This window comes from Enterobacter sp. JJBC (assembly GCF_036936505.1).
Taxonomy (GTDB): domain Bacteria; phylum Pseudomonadota; class Gammaproteobacteria; order Enterobacterales; family Enterobacteriaceae; genus Enterobacter; species Enterobacter hormaechei_C.
In genome coordinates this window covers 2877550-2893069 of record NZ_CP136935.1, presented here as the reverse complement: position 1 = coordinate 2893069, position 15520 = coordinate 2877550, and the positions used below count along the sequence as shown (strand labels likewise).

The following is a 15520-nucleotide window of genomic DNA, read 5'->3' as shown; positions in this document are numbered from 1 at the left end:
CTTTTTGGCTGTTTTGTTAAATTTTTGTTTGTATTTTGCCTGAGACGACTGCGGGATCAATGCGCGCCTGTACGGAAGCCGCAATATCATCAAGTAACGCAAAGCGGCGACGGTATTCGGCGCGTTTTTTGCTGGCAATCTCCTCCAGTGCTTTACGCTCCATCTGGAGCGGCAACTGCCAGCAGAAGGGGGAGAGTTTCTTTCCGTTCAGGCCTTCCCAGAACTCGTCGTAGCTGGCGTGAAAATGACGGCCTTTGCTCAGACGGTAGCGCAGCGCGCGGAAAACATGGCCTTCATCGCTGACGGCAAAAATCGCGCTGATGTTCGAGCGTGAGGCAAGCTGGAAGATCACCTCCATCAGCACGCGTTTCGGGAAAAGACCATGGCAGGCACGGGTAGCCTGTTTAATCACCTCCCGTGAAACATGACGACGTGGACCCTGAAGGCCGCCGATCACCAGCACCGTACGGCCGTTACTGCGTGCGACACAGAACGTCAGGCTGGCAAGCAGCGTATTGTCATTGTCGTGCAGCCAAAGCGTGCTTTCGCCTTCGCGTTCGGCCTTACCTGCGGACGAGGCGTGGACGGTATAGATTTCGCCGTTTTTTGCCTCGAACCGGACAACTGGCGCCTCTTGCGGGCTGGTCAGCGCGTGGGCGAGGGCGATGTTTTTCAGACTATCAATCCACTGATAGTGGCTGACGATAGCATCGGCCCGGTCGTTTGAGTTCAGGCCGCGCATCAGATACTGGCGGTGAGTTTTGCTCGGCAAGGTAATTTGAGAGGTGAGCAGCCTGTCGAAATCATCGCGCCCGGACAGGGCCTCCAGCATGCGATGGGTGGAGGACCAGAATAAAAGCGAGCGCAGAAGGAACTTTAACCGGTAATCACGTTTGTGCCAGATTGGGCCGGGAACGCGTTTTCCTCTCACCAGTTCAGAAATAATATTTGTACGATGCGGATAAAAAACATCGTTTTGCAGGTGTATGTTTGACACGTGAAAATCCCTCTTTTTATTCCGCTCTATTTTAAAGGCCAGGGAATAAGGGATTAATAGCGCAGCGATCTTTATTTCCGGCTGGTTTATGGTTTGTTTGGATTCGCGAAATCCGACGCCAGTTCATGACATTTTCTGTGGCAGCTATACTTCTTACAGGAGGCGTTATGTATCAGAAAATAGAGGGAGAACACTGGCGTCATATCTGGGTTGCCAGCGATATTCATGGTTGCTATCAGTGGCTTATGGATGAGCTGAAACGACGACATTTTAATCCTGATACGGATCTGCTGATCTCGGTGGGGGATATTATCGACCGCGGGCCTGACAGCGTAAAATGTTTACAGCTGATGCAGGAAAACTGGTTTTATGCGGTACGCGGTCATCACGAGCAAATGGCGTTAGATGCGCTTAAAAATAATGATTTTAGTCTCTGGTCGATAAATGGTGGTAACTGGTTTACCGGTCTTAAGGACGCTCAACAAAAACAGGCGAAGGGTTTACTCGACGCGTGTCGGGACTTACCGCACATTATTGAAATAACCTGCAAAAACGGTCTCAACGTGATTGCTCATGCGGATTATCCCTCCGCCGAATATGGCTGGCATAAGCCGGTGGATGCCCAGCGCGTGCTGTGGGATCGCGACCGGTTAATGGGCTTTATGGTGGGCAAAGGGCAGGGCATTAGCGGCGCGGATCACTTCTGGTTTGGACATACGCCTGTGGACAAACGCTACGATTTTAACAATCTGCACTACATTGATACGGGGGCAGTATTCGGGGGCTTTCTGACGCTGGCGCAGCTTCAGTAATAAATAACCCGCCTTCGGGCGGGTTCTCTTTGGATCAGGCAAGACGCAAGACCCAGGCATCGGTTTTACTGTCGTAATGCTCACGGTACAGAACGGAATGTTCCCCATCAAGGATTGCCGGGACGCTGGTATCTGCATCCCAGGCGTCCAGCTGCATGCACAAATCCGGATCGGATTTGCAGGGAATACTTAACGTTCGTTCGCCTTGTGATTCGCCGCGCAATTCAGCGTCGTCGATTTCAAAAGCGCCAATGCGTACGCTGGTTTTCGTCATAATGCTCTCCGGTTTGTTGCCCAAAATCTGGTATGACCAGTGCAGTCACCCATTTTTGATCCTAGACAAGGAGAGCGAAATCGCCAGTAAAAAAATGCGCTTTTTTTCAGGCGCTGCGGTTGTTACCGGTAAACAGGCGGCCATCGCGTACCAGTTCGCGCGGATAGCTGTTTTTCAGCCGCGAGCCGACTTTTTTCGCCAGCCCCAGCGGATAGCCCTGATACGTCACGATGACTTCATCCTGTGACGGGCCGTCTTCCGGGTAAACGTCACGACCGCGATACCACTCTTCCGCTTCCTGATGCGTCAGGGCAAAGGTGTTCTCACTGCCGGCCAGCGCAATGACCGCTTCGTGCTGCCAGCGATAGCCTTTGTTGTGGATCTCCGCCAGGCGAATACCGAGGCGGGAGAAACGCACCTTACCAATCAGCGGTTCGATGTTGACCGGGAACAGCCACAGCTCTTTGTCACGCATCCAGAGGCGCAGGCTCTCATCCCAGTGCAGGCCGACTTTGCTCGCAGCCGCTTGCGCCTGTGCCGCCTCACGGCCTTTGACCGGCGCGAACGGGAAGTTGCCGACCTTAAACTTAGGGGCAGGCAAGGGATCGACGGCGCGGGTTTTACGCAGACGGGCAACAAAGAAGCCTTCGCAATCGTAAATCTGCGGGAAGACATGCAGGAAGCCTTCAGGCGTGGCCGCATGGCTGGCCGAGTCGAAGAGGGTGTCCAGCGGCATAAACTCGACGGCATCCACATAGCGTTGCTTGAGCCACAGGCAGACGTCCTCGTTTTCATCGCGATTCAGCGTGCAGGTAGAGTAAACCAGCGTCCCGCCTGGGCGCAGGGCATGAAACGCGCTGTCGATCAGTTCGCGCTGCGTGGCGGCGATCTGCAGGTTGCTTTCAACGGACCAGTTTTTTAACGCATCAGGATCTTTTCGCACCACGCCTTCGCCGGAGCAGGGCGCGTCGAGCAGGATGGCATCAAAGGCTTCCGGCAGGGCAGCGCCAAACACGCGACCGTCGAAGTGCGTTAACGCGACGTTGTGGATCCCGCAGCGGCTGATATTGGCATGCAGGACTTTAACGCGGCTGGCGGAAAATTCGTTGGCGAGGATCGCGCCGCGGTTGTTCATCCGGGCGGCAATCTGCGTGGTTTTAGAGCCCGGCGCCGCCGCGACATCCATAACCCGCTCAGGCTGGTTCCCGTCGGCAAACAGCGCAGCAACCGGCAGCATGGAGCTGGCTTCCTGAATATAAAACAGCCCGCTCAGGTGCTCGGCGGTGCTGCCGAGCGGCAGGCTCTCCTCGTCATCCCGTTCGATCCAGAAACCCTCTTCACACCACGGCACTGGCGTTAATTGCCAGCCGTAGGGGGAGACGAGATCCAGAAACGCCCCGACGCTGATTTTCAGCGTATTGACGCGAATACTCCGGCGCAAAGGGCGCTGGCATGCGGCGACGAAATCGTCGAAAGAGAGATGAGCTGGAAGCGCCTCGCGCATCTGTGCGAGGAATTGTTCGGGAAGAAATACGGAGTTTTGAGCCACGGGCACACCACAGGGAAACATTCAGGTGCGCAGTGTAACATAAAGGCTCCGGCGCGTTGACACCGGAGCCTGCGAGATTAACGCGGCAGCGCCGTTCCCCATTCGCGCCACTCTTTCGGTTCACTTTCCAGCAGCAGGAAGTGTTTACCTGCCTGCGCCTTAGGCGCCAGAGGCGTGCCAGGCGGCGTCGCGAAGGCAATGCCGCCGCGAATGAACTGATTAAAGGTCCCCGTTTTGACCACGCCACCGGTCAGGCCGAAGTCCAGCGAGTAGCCTGAAGCGAGCCAGAACACCGAGTTGTTGCGAACCAGATGCTGATAACGCTGGCTGATGCGCAGGCCGACCATCACGCGATCGGACAGATTACCCAGCGTCAGGCTTGTTACTGTCCCCACTTCAATGCCGCGGAACAGGACCGGCGTACCGATGCCCAGCGAACCGGCTTCCGGCACTTCAACCACAATGCTCAGACCGTCCAGATAACGGGAGTCGGTGATGGTTGCCTCCTGCAACTCAAATTCACGACGCGCGTTGCCGCGACCCGGTTCAACGTTTATGTACGGCTGAAGTATGGTGTCGAGATGCTCAACCCCTGCGGCAGAAATTTGCGGCGTAACCACCGAGAAGCGCGAGCCTGCCCGGGCGAACGTCTGCACATATTCCGGATAAAGCACGGCGGTCGCCTGAACTTCGTTGCGCGCGGTGATCAGCGTCAGCTTCTGGACCTGCCCGATATCAATGCCGAGATAGCGGATGGGCATGCCTTCAGCCAGTTTACCGGCATCAAAGGTGTGCAGGGTAATCTGCCCCCCGACCGCGCGCGCCGCGGTTTCGGACGGGAAGAGGATCCGCTTGTCACCTTTACGCATGTTGCCGCCCGCGCCGCTCAGGTTATCGAAGCTGATCGCACCGCGCAGGGCACGGGAGAGGGGAGACGCCTGTACGGTCAGCCCGCTGCCGTTGAGCTGCACTTTCGCGCCGCCTTCAGCCCAGAACACGCTGTTTGGCGTGAGCAGCTTGCGGTACTCCGGCTTGATATGCAGTTCGATATCAAACGCGTCCGCACGAGGACGAACGGTGATCACTTCCCCGACTTCAAACTTACGATAAAGCACGACGGAGCCTGCCTGGACGTCCGGCAGCGTTTCAGCGCTTAAGGTCAGCGTGGTGGTCGGCAGGTCGCCAAGGCTGTTTTCAATGGCTTTGTCCAGATTGGCGAACAGCGGATAACTCTCGCGCAGCGCACCTTTGCTGCCCGGCAGAATGCGGATCCCGCCGTTAACCCACTCGCTGGCGCTGGCGCCGAGGAACTCAACGCCGTCCAGACCCACCTTCACGTCGACCCGGCTGTTAACCACAAATTTACTGTCGCCGTGAACCAGATTGCTGTACTGCGGATCGATGGCGGCGGAGAAGGAGACCCCTTTTTCTGTCAGCTTACGTTCGAGGACCTGGCCCACCTGCACACCGTGCAGGATCAGCGGTTGCCCGGCTTCGATACCGTAGCTTTCCGGCGCATTCAGCGTAACCGTCAACACGCCCGGTTTTTGCAGCAGGGCTTTATCCGCCGGGGCGATAACAAAGTTTTTGTTCGGCGCGCCTTCACCGGGGATCAGCTCAAAGGTGCTTCCCGTCAGCAGGGAACTGATGCTGGCGTCACTGAGGGAGAGCTTCGGATTACGCAGTTCAATGCGCGTTTTTTCCCGCAGGAGATCCACCACGCTCGGATCCACCGTCATTTCGCCGGTAACGGAGCCGCCCGCATTGAGGGTTAATTTTGTCAGTTGCCCGACCTCTAAACCCTGGTACATCAACGGGGTCGAACCGGCTTTCAGGCCTTTGGCATCCGGCAGGGTCAGCTTGACGATGACACCGCGCTGGCTGTGCGCCAGGTCGGCGTACAGGCCAAAGGTATCTTCTGCGGCGGCAGGGCTGGAGTCAGCAGGTGAGTCGAAGGCGATAGCGCCATTCACCAGCGCCGCCAGGCTCTCAAGCTTCACTTTCGCACCGCTTAAGCTCAGGTCGGCATCGACGCCGGAGACGTTCCAGAAGCGGCTGCCTTTTTTCACCAGGTTGGTAAAACGGCGCTCGATGAGTACATCAATGGTCACGCCATCTTTGTTCGGGTTAATGGCGTAGTCGTAAACGCGACCAACCGGAATTTTGCGGAAATAGACCAGAGAACCACTGTTCAGCGAGCCCAAATCCGGCGCGCGGAGGTGGATCATCAGATCGCCGTTATTCAGCCGATATTTCGGCTGGGTATCCAGCGCAACAAAGTGATCCTGTGGCTCGCCTTTGCCGGGCATCATGCCGATATAGTTACCGCCCACAAGCGCATCCAGCCCGGAAACGCCGGCCAGGGAGGCTTTAGGCGTGACCAGCCAGAACTGCGTTTCGGCGCGCAGGGCATCCTGCATATCAGACTTAATGCTTGCCCGGACCTGAATTTTGTTCAGCCCTTTGCCGAGGGAAATATCCTGCACGGTACCCACTTCCACCCCCTGGAAGCGAACGGGGGTACGTCCGGCGACAATGCCGTCCGCAGACTGGAAATCAATCGTGATGGTACTTCCGCGATCTTCATAGCTCGTCCAGATCAGCCAGCCTGCGATCATCAGCGCGATGACAGGTAGCAACCAGAATGGCGAAATGCGGCGTTTTGTTTTAATTCTCGCTTCAGTCGGCGAAGCGGGCGTTTCCTGACTCATGTGCGTCCCAAAGTAAGCGGCTGTCCAGCCATTCCACTGCAAGAATAGTCAATATCACCGCAGAGCCGAAATAAAAAGCTGCGGGTCCCATGGTAAAAGCAAGTAACTGATCGCGATTGATGAGCGACATCATCAGCGAAATCACGAACAGATCCAACATCGACCAGCGACCAATCCAGGTCACGAATCGCAGAAGCAGGATGCGGGTGCGTAGTCCTTGTTCGCATTTAAAGTGAATGCTGATAAGCAGCGTAAACATCACCACCACTTTGGTAAAGGGCACCAGAATACTGGCGATGAAAACAATGGCGGCGACCCCCACGTTACTGTGCGCCAGAGAGATAATCCCTGAAAGGATAGTATCTTCCTGACGGGCGCCGTTCACATAAATTACGGAGATCGGCAGCATGTTGGCCGGGAACAAAAATACCAGGGAGGCGATAAGCGCCGCCCAGCATTTTTGCAGGCTGTTGTTGCGTCGCAATCTTAACGGAATGTGGCAGCGCGGACATCTCCCGCGTTTATCCGGAAAACCGGTGTAATGGCACCCCAGGCAGACGCGCAGGTTGTCATCAGGCCGGGTCGCGGGACGCTGCGGATAAAATCGCTCCCAAAGCTGTTCAACATTGAGATGAATCAGGGTCAGAATACTCAGCAGGACCAGTGAAATAAACGCAAAAAGGCCAATGCCAGGTTGTAAAAATGCATAATCCTGCACCTTGATAGACGCCACGCCGACGCCCACCAGATAGATGTCCAGCATCACCCACTCCTTGAGCTTTTCCAGCATGAGCAGGACGGGGCGCAGGTTCATCCCCAGTATGTTGCCAAACCACAGGTAGGCAATTGCCGCGACCAGCACCAACGGCGCGCCGACGACGCAGAACAGCACCATGGCGGCCGTAAGCGGATCGCCCTGGCGCGTCATCTGCCAGATCCCCTGCAACACGTTAGCGTCAATACGCACGCCAAGCAGGTATAGCTTTAACAGCGGCTCGGTCCAGGCGAAGGGCATCAGCAGCAGCATGGTTACCGCCATTGCCGCCAGACGCGTCAATGACCAGTCCCGGCCATCGCGAATTTTGGCATCGCAGCATGGACAAAAAGCACTTTGGTGCGATTTCATCTTCGGCAACATAAAAAGCGTATCGCACTGGGGACAACGCTGATAATGTGCACGGGGCAGAGCCTGGCTTACCGTACGGACAACGATCTTTCGTGTCGGCGTAATTTGGGGTGTTTTTAGGGCCATCAGTCGCACACAGATTAGTATTGTTGAAAGTTATAATAACTCATGAACGGATTCATCTTGAGCATGAGCGCATTTAATGCTTATTTTAATAGGCTATGCGGTAACTATGTAAGATAACTAAGTGATTGAATAATGAACAAAACAGAATTCTACGCGGATCTGAATCGCGATTTTAAGGCATTAATGGCAGGGGAAACCAGTTTCTTAGCCACTCTGGCAAATACCAGTGCGTTACTGTTCGAACGCCTTTCTGACGTGAACTGGGCGGGCTTTTATCTGCTGGAAGGCGACACGCTGGTACTGGGGCCTTTCCAGGGGAAACTCGCCTGCGTGCGTATCCCGGTAGGTCGCGGCGTGTGCGGTACCGCAGTGGCGACCCGTCAGGTTCAGCGTGTCGAAGATGTTCATGCGTTTGACGGCCACATCGCCTGCGATGCCAGCAGCAATTCTGAAATCGTACTGCCGCTGGTGGTTAAAAATCAGATTATTGGCGTTCTGGATATCGACAGCACGGTCTTCAGTCGCTTTACTGCCGAGGATGAGCAGGGGCTGCGCGCGCTGGCCGCAAACCTGGAAAATGTTCTGGCAGAGACCGATTATCATAAATTCTTTGCGAGCGTCGCAGGATAATCAACGGATAACGTAGCATTTACTGATAGCGTCATTATAATGTCGCCTGTTCATGCCTGCGCTTGTTGGCAACGTCCGTTGTAATCAGGAAATTTCATGGAAAATCAACCTAAGTTGAATAGCAGTAAAGAAGTTATCGCATTTCTGGCCGAGCGTTTCCCGCAGTGCTTCAGCGCTGAAGGTGAAGCGCGTCCTCTGAAAGTCGGTATCTTTCAGGATTTGGTCGCGCGCGTTGAGGGGGAGATGAACCTCAGCAAAACGCAGCTTCGTTCTGCCTTGCGCCTTTATACCTCGAGCTGGCGTTACCTGTACGGTATCAAGCCGGGTGCGACCCGTGTCGACCTTGACGGCAACCCGTGCGGTGAGCTGGACGAGCAGCACGTAGAACATGCGCGTAAGCAGCTTGAAGAAGCCAAAGCTCGCGTGCAGGCACAGCGTGCGGAACAGCAGGCGAAAAAACGCGAAGCCGCAGCGGCAAACGGTCAGGAAGACGCCCCTCGTCGCGAGCGTAAACCGCGCCCGGCACCGCGTCGTACTGAAAATAACGATCGCAAACCGCGTGCTGACAAACCAGCAGCTAAAGCCCCACGTGCGCCGCGCGAAGAGCCGCGCCACACCCCGGTTTCTGACATCAATGCGCTGAGCGTAGGTCAGTCTCTGAAGGTGAAAGCGGGTAACAACGCGATGGACGCCACCGTACTGGAAATCACCAAAGATGGCGTTCGTGTACAGCTGACTTCTGGTATGTCAATGATTGTACGCGCAGAACACTTGTTGTTCTGAAACGGAGGCCGAGCCTGGCATGAACACTTTTTTTAAGCTCACCGCGCTGGCTGGCCTGTTTGCTATAACAGGCCACGCTTTCGCTGTGGACGATATTACGCGTGTTGATCAAATTCCGGTTCTCAAGGAAGAGACTCAGCACGCGACGGTGAGTGAGCGCGTGACGTCGCGCTTTACTCGTTCGCACTATCGTCAGTTCGATCTCGATCAGGCCTTTTCGGCCAAAATATTTGACCGTTATCTGAACTTGCTGGATTACAGCCATAACGTACTGCTGGCCAGCGATGTCGAACAGTTCGCTAAACGCAAATCCGAAGTGGGTGATGAGCTGCGCTCCGGAAAACTCGATCTGTTCTACGATCTGTACAACTTATCGCAAAAGCGCCGTTTTGAGCGTTATCAATACGCGCTGAAAGTGCTGGAACGTCCTATGGACTTCACCGGCAACGACACCTTTAATCTGGACCGCAGCAAAGCGCCATGGCCGAAAGACGAGGCTGAACTGAATGCGCTGTGGGATGGAAAAGTCAAATATGACGAACTGAGCCTCAAGCTCACAGGCAAAGACGAGAAAGAGATCCGTGAGACGTTAAACCGTCGCTACAAGTTCGCTATTCGCCGTCTGGCGCAGACCAACAGTGAAGATGTTTTCTCGCTGGCGATGACCGCGTTTGCGCACGAAATTGATCCGCACACTAATTATCTCTCTCCACGTAACACCGAACAGTTCAATACCGAAATGAGCCTGTCTCTGGAAGGTATCGGTGCTGTGCTTCAGATGGACGATGACTACACCGTAATCAACTCCATGGTGGCCGGTGGCCCTGCATCGAAAAGCAAAGCGATCAGCGTAGGCGACCGTATTGTCGGTGTGGGCCAAACCGGAAAGAGCATGGTGGACGTGATTGGCTGGCGTCTTGATGACGTAGTTGCGCTGATCAAAGGGCCGAAGGGCAGCAAAGTTCGCCTGGAGATCCTGCCAGCCGGTAAGGGGACCAAAACCCGTATCGTTACTCTGACCCGTGAGCGTATCCGTCTGGAAGATCGCGCGGTGAAAATGTCGGTGAAAACCGTGGGTAAAGAGAAGGTTGGCGTTCTGGATATCCCAGGTTTCTACGTCGGCCTGACCGATGATGTGAAAGTGCAGCTTCAGAAGCTTGAAAAGCAGAATGTCAGCAGCGTGATCATTGACCTGCGCAGCAACGGCGGCGGGGCATTGACCGAGGCCGTCTCGCTGTCCGGGCTGTTTATCCCGTCTGGCCCGGTGGTACAGGTGCGCGATAACAACGGTAAAGTGCGTGAAGATGCGGATACCGATGGTGTGGTCTACTATAAGGGGCCGCTGGTGGTGCTTGTCGATCGCTTCAGCGCCTCTGCATCGGAAATCTTCGCTGCTGCCATGCAGGATTACGGCCGGGCGTTAATCGTCGGCGAACCGACGTTTGGCAAGGGCACCGTTCAGCAGTACCGCTCTCTGAACCGTATTTACGACCAGATGCTGCGCCCTGAATGGCCGGCGCTGGGCTCAGTACAGTACACCATTCAGAAGTTTTACCGCGTCAACGGCGGCAGCACGCAGCGCAAAGGCGTGACGCCGGATATTATGATGCCGACAGGTACCGAAGAGACGGAAACGGGCGAGAAGTTTGAAGATAACGCGCTGCCGTGGGATAGCATTGATGCCGCGACATTCGTGAAATCGGGTGATATGAAACAGTTCGGACCGGAACTGCTGAAAAATCACAACGATCGCATCGGGAAGGATCCGGAATTCCAGTACATCATGAAGGACATCGCGCGTTTCAACGCCCTGAAAGCAAAACGGAACATTGTGTCTCTGAACTACGCTCAGCGTGAGAAAGAGAACAATGAAGATGACGCGACACGTCTGGCGCGTATCAACGATCGCTTCAAACGTGAAGGCAAGCCTCTGCTCAAAAAACTGGACGATCTGCCTAAGGATTACCAGGAGCCCGATCCGTATCTGGACGAGACGGTGCATATCGCGCTTGATCTCGCGAAGCTGGAAAAAGAGAAACCTGCTGTGCAACCTGCTCCGACAAAATAATCCCCCAACAGGCACAAGAAATTGTGCCTGTTTCTTTTTGTTCCTCATCCTTCCGTCAGGCAGATTTCCAATTGTGTAAAGTTGTGTCTTTCTGGTGACTTACGCCGTCTGGATGCTTGAAAATAGCCGTAATACCCATACGATGTGGGTAATCGCATAGTGCGTTTTGTTAAACTGAGGTTAAAAGAATATTATGATGCGAATCGCGCTCTTCCTGCTCACCAACCTGGCGGTGATGGTGGTATTCGGGCTGGTGCTAAGCCTGACGGGAATTCAGTCGAGCAGCGTTCAGGGTCTGTTGATTATGGCGCTGCTGTTTGGTTTCGGTGGCTCTTTCATTTCACTGCTAATGTCGAAGTGGATGGCACTGAAATCCGTGGGCGGTGAAGTTATTGAGCAACCGCGTAACGATATGGAGCAGTGGCTGATGAGCACGGTTGCTCAGCAGTCAAAGCAGGCAGGCATTGCCATGCCACAGGTAGCCATCTACCACGCGCCGGATATCAACGCGTTTGCTACCGGTGCGCGTCGTGACGCGTCCCTGGTGGCCGTCAGCACCGGTCTGCTGCAAAACATGAGCCGTGACGAAGCGGAAGCGGTTATTGCTCACGAGATCAGCCACATCGCCAACGGCGATATGGTCACCATGACCCTGATCCAGGGCGTGGTGAACACCTTCGTTATCTTTATTTCCCGTATTCTGGCGCAGATTGCTGCCGGGTTTATGGGTGGCAACCGTGATGAGGGTGAAGAGAGCAACGGCAACCCGCTGATCTATTTTGCTGTTTCAATGGTGCTGGAGCTGGTGTTCGGTATCCTGGCAAGCATTATTACCATGTGGTTCTCCCGTCATCGTGAGTTCCATGCGGATGCCGGTTCCGCGAAACTGGTGGGTCGTGAAAAGATGATTGCTGCGCTGCAACGTCTTAAAACCAGCTACGAGCCGCAGGAAGCAAACAGCATGATGGCCTTCTGCATCAACGGCAAGTCAAAGTCGCTGAGCGAGCTGTTTATGTCTCACCCGCCGCTGGATAAACGTATTGAAGCGCTGCGTAGCGGCGAATATCTGAAGTAACGTAATCGGGTTGAAAACAACCGGGCAGGAGTCCTTCTCCGCCCGGTTTTTTTATGCCTGCGCCTTTGGCTGGGTGACACGAAGACCGCTAATGACAGCCGCGAGGGTCGCCAGTGTCCCTGCGGTAATCAGCGCAACGTGTGTCGCATTCTGCCCGGCCAGGTTAAACATCAAGGCTACCAGTGCGGCCCCGGTGCTTTGCCCTAACAGTCTTGCCGTGCCCAGCATCCCGCTGGCGCCACCGCTGCGATGACGTGGGGCAGAGGTGATAATCGTGTGGTTATTAGGGGACTGGAACAGACCAAAACCGGCCCCGCACAGGATCATGCGCCAGATAATATCCAGATCCCCTGGCGAGGCGGGCAGGAGCGCCAGTGCAAACAGTCCCACCGCCATGACAACCAGCCCAATCGCCCCCAGAAGCCCGGCATGAACGCGCTCAATAAGGTAACCGGCCAGCGGGGCCATCACCATGGTTGCCAGAGGCCAGGGCGTGAGCAGCAAGCCTGTTTCCACTTCCGAACGGCCAATCACGCTCTGCAAAAAGAACGGCAGCGCAACCAGCGCCAGCATCTGGGCGCAGAACGAGCAAATGGAGGTACAAATGGATAGCGAAAACAGCGGAATACGCAGCAAATCCACCGGCAGTAACGGCACGGGCAGCGCCAGCTGACGTCGTACGAAGAAAAATCCGATGATAAGCATGGCAACGATTTCTGCGGCAATGAGCGACAGAGACTGCCCCTGAGCAAATCCGCTCAGCGCGGTAATCAGCAGGCCAAAGGTCAGCGCGTTCATCACGGCGCTGGGCAGGTCAAAACGCGGCATGGTGTTTTTCGGACCATTTTCCGGAAGATAGCGCAGGGCGAAGAAGATCGCCACAATACCCAGCGGCACATTAATGGCAAACAGCCACTGCCACGAGGCAACGGACAGAATGGCGGCGGCAATCGTCGGCCCGGCAGCGGACGACACGGCCACAATAAAGGAATTAATGCCCATGCCGCGCCCCAGGTGGCGGTGAGGATAGATAAGCCGTATGAGGGCCGTGTTCACGCTCATTAGCGCCGCGCCGCCAAAGCCCTGCGCGATACGCGCCAGGGTGAGGGTGTGCAGTGAATCGGAAAGGGCACAGAAGAGCGAGGTGAGGGTAAAGACCACCAGCCCGCACTGGTAAACACGGCGATAGCCAAACATATCGCCCAGGAAAGAGAGTGACAGGAGGGAAATCACAATTGCTATCTGGTACGCGTTCACAATCCAGATGGAGCTTGCGGGAGAAGCATTAAGGTCTTTTGCAATGGTAGGAAGAGCAACGTTGGCAATCGCACCGTCAAGGACAGCCATCGAAATACCGATGACAATAGTGGCAATTGCCCCGTACCTCTGCGGTAAGGGCAGGCCATCAGAAACGTTTTTTTGCATGGGAAAAGAATGACTCAGCGTGAAATTATTTTCAGAGTAACTATTTTAGCATCGTTATTTCGGTTTTATGTCGCAGATTTGTAACGAAGTAAACCCAGATAGATTGCAGCACGCATCACACGAATTTATAATAAAAACCGGTTCTGATTTTTATAAAACACTCTCCATGAGGTGATAAATGGCAATCGCAGATTTGGATAAGCAGCCAGATTCTGTTTCTTCCGTGCTGAAGGTGTTTGGCATCTTGCAGGCGCTCGGAGAAGAGCGTGAAATTGGTATTACAGAGTTGTCGCAGCGTGTGATGATGTCGAAAAGCACCGTTTATCGCTTTTTGCAGACGATGAAATCATTGGGTTATGTCGCGCAGGAAGGAGAATCAGAAAAATATTCTCTGACGCTGAAACTGTTTGAACTGGGCGCCCGCGCTTTGCAAAACGTGGATCTGATCCGCAGCGCTGACATTCAGATGCGTGAACTTTCACGACTGACGAAAGAGACAATTCACCTCGGTGCGCTGGATGAAGACAGCATTGTTTACATCCACAAAATTGACTCCATGTACAACCTGCGCATGTATTCACGCATCGGTCGTCGTAACCCGCTCTACAGCACCGCAATTGGTAAAGTACTGCTGGCCTGGCGCGATCGCGAAGAGGTGAAGCAGATCCTTGACGGGGTGGAGTACAAACGCAGCACCGACCGCACCATTACCAGTACGGATGAACTGCTGAGCGTGCTGGATAACGTGCGTGAGCAGGGTTACGGGGAAGATAACGAAGAGCAGGAAGAGGGGCTGCGTTGCATCGGTGTGCCGGTATTTGACCGCTTCGGCGTTGTCATTGCGGGCCTCAGCATTTCGTTCCCAACGCTGCGTTTCTCTGAAGAGCGTCTACATGAATATGTGGCGATCCTGCATACCGCAGCGCGCAAAATTTCAGAGCAGATGGGCTATAACGATTATCCGTTCTGATCGACGCTTTCAATAAAAACGCCGCAACAGTGCGGCGTTCTAGTAAGCGAAATTCAACGCTGATTAACCGTTATCAATCACATCAGATGATTTACGCAGCACAGGACAGTTGGTTAACCCGATGATCCCGCTGTCGGAATGAATGTACTGCGCCGTACTTACCCCCCGGGCGGTAAGATATTTACACTGGATACCCAGACCCGCGGCATTTTCTTTGCTTCCCATTAATACGCCGTACCCACTTAATAACAGGCCGATCCACACAATGGCCAGTACAATTACTGTACGAATAAGTAAACGCATCGTTGCCTCTTTTTTCTTTGTTGTCATGGAGTAAGCGTAACGGGTTTACGCAGTGAAACAAGTGCACGATTCCGAAAAGCGTCTGTTGAAGGTACAGTTAGCCCCTGTTTAAGATAACCGTGATAACCTGGCTGCATCAGGTCTTAAGACGGAGTGTGGAGTGAAAAAAATACGCTGGGTAATTCTGATTATAGTGTTGATAGCTTGTGTGGTGCTGTGGACGCAGACTATCAATGTGATGTGCGATCAGGATGTACAATTCTTTAGCGGCATTTGTTCAATCAATAAGTTTATCCCCTGGTAGAGGCCATTTTTACGCTGAGTGATGTCCTTACGTGGCGGCAGTGGTAAAATGACTGTTTTTACTGAGGTGGTGAAATGGGTGAGTTACTGAATTCGGGGCTGCTGAGCATTGCATCCCTGGTAATGTCTTTGGTGGTGCTGGTCGTTGGGCTGGTACTGTGGTTCTTCGTTAACCGCGCCAGCTCCCGCACAAACGAGCAGATTGAACTGCTGGAAGCATTGCTCGATCAGCAGAAACGGCAGAATGCGTTGCTGCGTCGTCTGTGCGAAGCCAACGAGCCGGAGGAGAAAGCGGTACCTAAGGACGCTGTTGCTCAACAACAGGACGAGGAAGACTTCATTCGCCTGGTAGCCGAACGATAGTTTGC

Annotated in this window: 15 protein-coding genes; 8 read left to right on the top strand and 7 right to left on the bottom strand. The window is 54.4% G+C overall.

Features of this window, described 5'->3' with window-relative positions; all coding sequences use genetic code 11:
• Window positions 1–16: 16 nt before the first annotated feature.
• The gene (locus RY075_RS13985) at window positions 17–997 is read right to left on the bottom strand and encodes a VirK/YbjX family protein (RefSeq protein WP_109948696.1); all 981 of its coding nucleotides are present in this window, start codon (window positions 995–997) and stop codon (window positions 17–19) included.
• 167 nt (window positions 998–1164) lie between these two features.
• Between RY075_RS13985 and pphA the strand changes: the two genes are divergently transcribed.
• On the top strand, window positions 1165–1809 hold the full coding sequence (gene pphA / locus RY075_RS13980; RefSeq protein WP_338627800.1) for a protein-serine/threonine phosphatase: 645 nt from the start codon (window positions 1165–1167) through the stop codon (window positions 1807–1809).
• A 34-nt stretch (window positions 1810–1843) separates the two neighbouring features.
• Here pphA and RY075_RS13975 read toward each other — a convergent pair whose 3' ends face one another.
• The 4 genes from RY075_RS13975 to yebS all read right to left on the bottom strand — a co-directional run bounded on the left by RY075_RS13975 (window position 1844) and on the right by yebS (window position 7595).
• Window positions 1844–2083: a YebV family protein gene (locus tag RY075_RS13975; protein ID WP_003859885.1), complete on the bottom strand. Its 240-nt coding sequence runs from the start codon at window positions 2081–2083 to the stop codon at window positions 1844–1846.
• Between the two features lie 106 nt (window positions 2084–2189).
• Entirely contained in the window at window positions 2190–3638 is a 1449-nt protein-coding gene (gene rsmF, locus RY075_RS13970) for a 16S rRNA (cytosine(1407)-C(5))-methyltransferase RsmF (RefSeq protein WP_205733417.1), read from the bottom strand.
• Window positions 3639–3709: 71 nt separating this feature from the next.
• A complete protein-coding gene (locus RY075_RS13965; protein WP_003859888.1) occupies window positions 3710–6343 on the bottom strand; it encodes a PqiB family protein in 2634 nt (877 codons plus the stop codon).
• Entirely contained in the window at window positions 6312–7595 is a 1284-nt protein-coding gene (gene yebS / locus RY075_RS13960; protein ID WP_003859890.1) for a membrane integrity lipid transport subunit YebS, read from the bottom strand. Before yebS ends, RY075_RS13965 begins: the two co-directional genes overlap by 32 nt.
• A 132-nt stretch (window positions 7596–7727) precedes the next feature.
• On the opposite strand from yebS, the gene RY075_RS13955 reads away from it, so the two are divergent.
• The 4 genes from RY075_RS13955 (at window position 7728) to htpX (ending at window position 12151) form a co-directional block, all read left to right on the top strand.
• On the top strand, window positions 7728–8225 hold the full coding sequence (locus tag RY075_RS13955; protein ID WP_006811006.1) for a GAF domain-containing protein: 498 nt from the start codon (window positions 7728–7730) through the stop codon (window positions 8223–8225).
• A gap of 96 nt (window positions 8226–8321) precedes the next feature.
• Window positions 8322–9008 carry an RNA chaperone ProQ gene (gene proQ / locus RY075_RS13950; protein WP_003859895.1) on the top strand — a complete coding sequence of 229 codons (687 nt, stop codon included), beginning with the start codon at window positions 8322–8324 and terminating at the stop codon, window positions 9006–9008.
• Window positions 9009–9027: 19 nt separating this feature from the next.
• Entirely contained in the window at window positions 9028–11076 is a 2049-nt protein-coding gene (gene prc / locus RY075_RS13945; RefSeq protein WP_003859896.1) for a carboxy terminal-processing peptidase, read from the top strand.
• A gap of 193 nt (window positions 11077–11269) precedes the next feature.
• Window positions 11270–12151, top strand: a complete 882-nt coding sequence (gene htpX, locus RY075_RS13940) for a protease HtpX (RefSeq protein WP_003859899.1) — start codon at window positions 11270–11272, stop codon at window positions 12149–12151.
• A 51-nt stretch (window positions 12152–12202) separates the two neighbouring features.
• Here htpX and RY075_RS13935 read toward each other — a convergent pair whose 3' ends face one another.
• Entirely contained in the window at window positions 12203–13576 is a 1374-nt protein-coding gene (locus RY075_RS13935) for an MFS transporter (protein WP_023314330.1), read from the bottom strand.
• Window positions 13577–13754: 178 nt separating this feature from the next.
• Between RY075_RS13935 and kdgR the strand changes: the two genes are divergently transcribed.
• On the top strand, window positions 13755–14546 hold the full coding sequence (gene kdgR / locus RY075_RS13930) for a DNA-binding transcriptional regulator KdgR (protein ID WP_003859903.1): 792 nt from the start codon (window positions 13755–13757) through the stop codon (window positions 14544–14546).
• 63 nt (window positions 14547–14609) lie between these two features.
• On the opposite strand, the gene RY075_RS13925 is transcribed toward kdgR, so the two are convergent.
• Entirely contained in the window at window positions 14610–14849 is a 240-nt protein-coding gene (locus RY075_RS13925; protein ID WP_003859905.1) for a YobH family protein, read from the bottom strand.
• A 160-nt stretch (window positions 14850–15009) separates the two neighbouring features.
• Here RY075_RS13925 and mgrB point away from each other — a divergent pair, with 160 nt between their 5' ends.
• Together mgrB and RY075_RS13915 are read left to right on the top strand one after the other, a co-directional pair.
• The gene (gene mgrB / locus RY075_RS13920) at window positions 15010–15153 is read left to right on the top strand and encodes a PhoP/PhoQ regulator MgrB (RefSeq protein WP_003859906.1); all 144 of its coding nucleotides are present in this window, start codon (window positions 15010–15012) and stop codon (window positions 15151–15153) included.
• A gap of 74 nt (window positions 15154–15227) precedes the next feature.
• Window positions 15228–15515, top strand: a complete 288-nt coding sequence (locus RY075_RS13915; protein ID WP_003859907.1) for a YebO family protein — start codon at window positions 15228–15230, stop codon at window positions 15513–15515.
• The last annotated feature ends 5 nt before the right edge of the window (window positions 15516–15520 follow it).

Bases quoted from the DNA above. Each gene is read 5' to 3' on its own strand.
- pphA (WP_338627800.1), top strand. From the start codon at position 1,165: ATGTATCAGAAAATAGAGGGAGAACACTGGCGTCATATCTGGGTTGCC.
- RY075_RS13975 (WP_003859885.1), bottom strand. From the start codon at position 2,083: ATGACGAAAACCAGCGTACGCATTGGCGCTTTTGAAATCGACGACGCT.
- RY075_RS13965 (WP_003859888.1), bottom strand. From the start codon at position 6,343: ATGAGTCAGGAAACGCCCGCTTCGCCGACTGAAGCGAGAATTAAAACA.
- yebS (WP_003859890.1), bottom strand. From the start codon at position 7,595: ATGGCCCTAAAAACACCCCAAATTACGCCGACACGAAAGATCGTTGTC.
- RY075_RS13955 (WP_006811006.1), top strand. From the start codon at position 7,728: ATGAACAAAACAGAATTCTACGCGGATCTGAATCGCGATTTTAAGGCA.
- proQ (WP_003859895.1), top strand. From the start codon at position 8,322: ATGGAAAATCAACCTAAGTTGAATAGCAGTAAAGAAGTTATCGCATTT.
- prc (WP_003859896.1), top strand. From the start codon at position 9,028: ATGAACACTTTTTTTAAGCTCACCGCGCTGGCTGGCCTGTTTGCTATA.
- htpX (WP_003859899.1), top strand. From the start codon at position 11,270: ATGATGCGAATCGCGCTCTTCCTGCTCACCAACCTGGCGGTGATGGTG.
- RY075_RS13935 (WP_023314330.1), bottom strand. From the start codon at position 13,576: ATGCAAAAAAACGTTTCTGATGGCCTGCCCTTACCGCAGAGGTACGGG.
- kdgR (WP_003859903.1), top strand. From the start codon at position 13,755: ATGGCAATCGCAGATTTGGATAAGCAGCCAGATTCTGTTTCTTCCGTG.
- RY075_RS13925 (WP_003859905.1), bottom strand. From the start codon at position 14,849: ATGCGTTTACTTATTCGTACAGTAATTGTACTGGCCATTGTGTGGATC.
- RY075_RS13915 (WP_003859907.1), top strand. From the start codon at position 15,228: ATGGGTGAGTTACTGAATTCGGGGCTGCTGAGCATTGCATCCCTGGTA.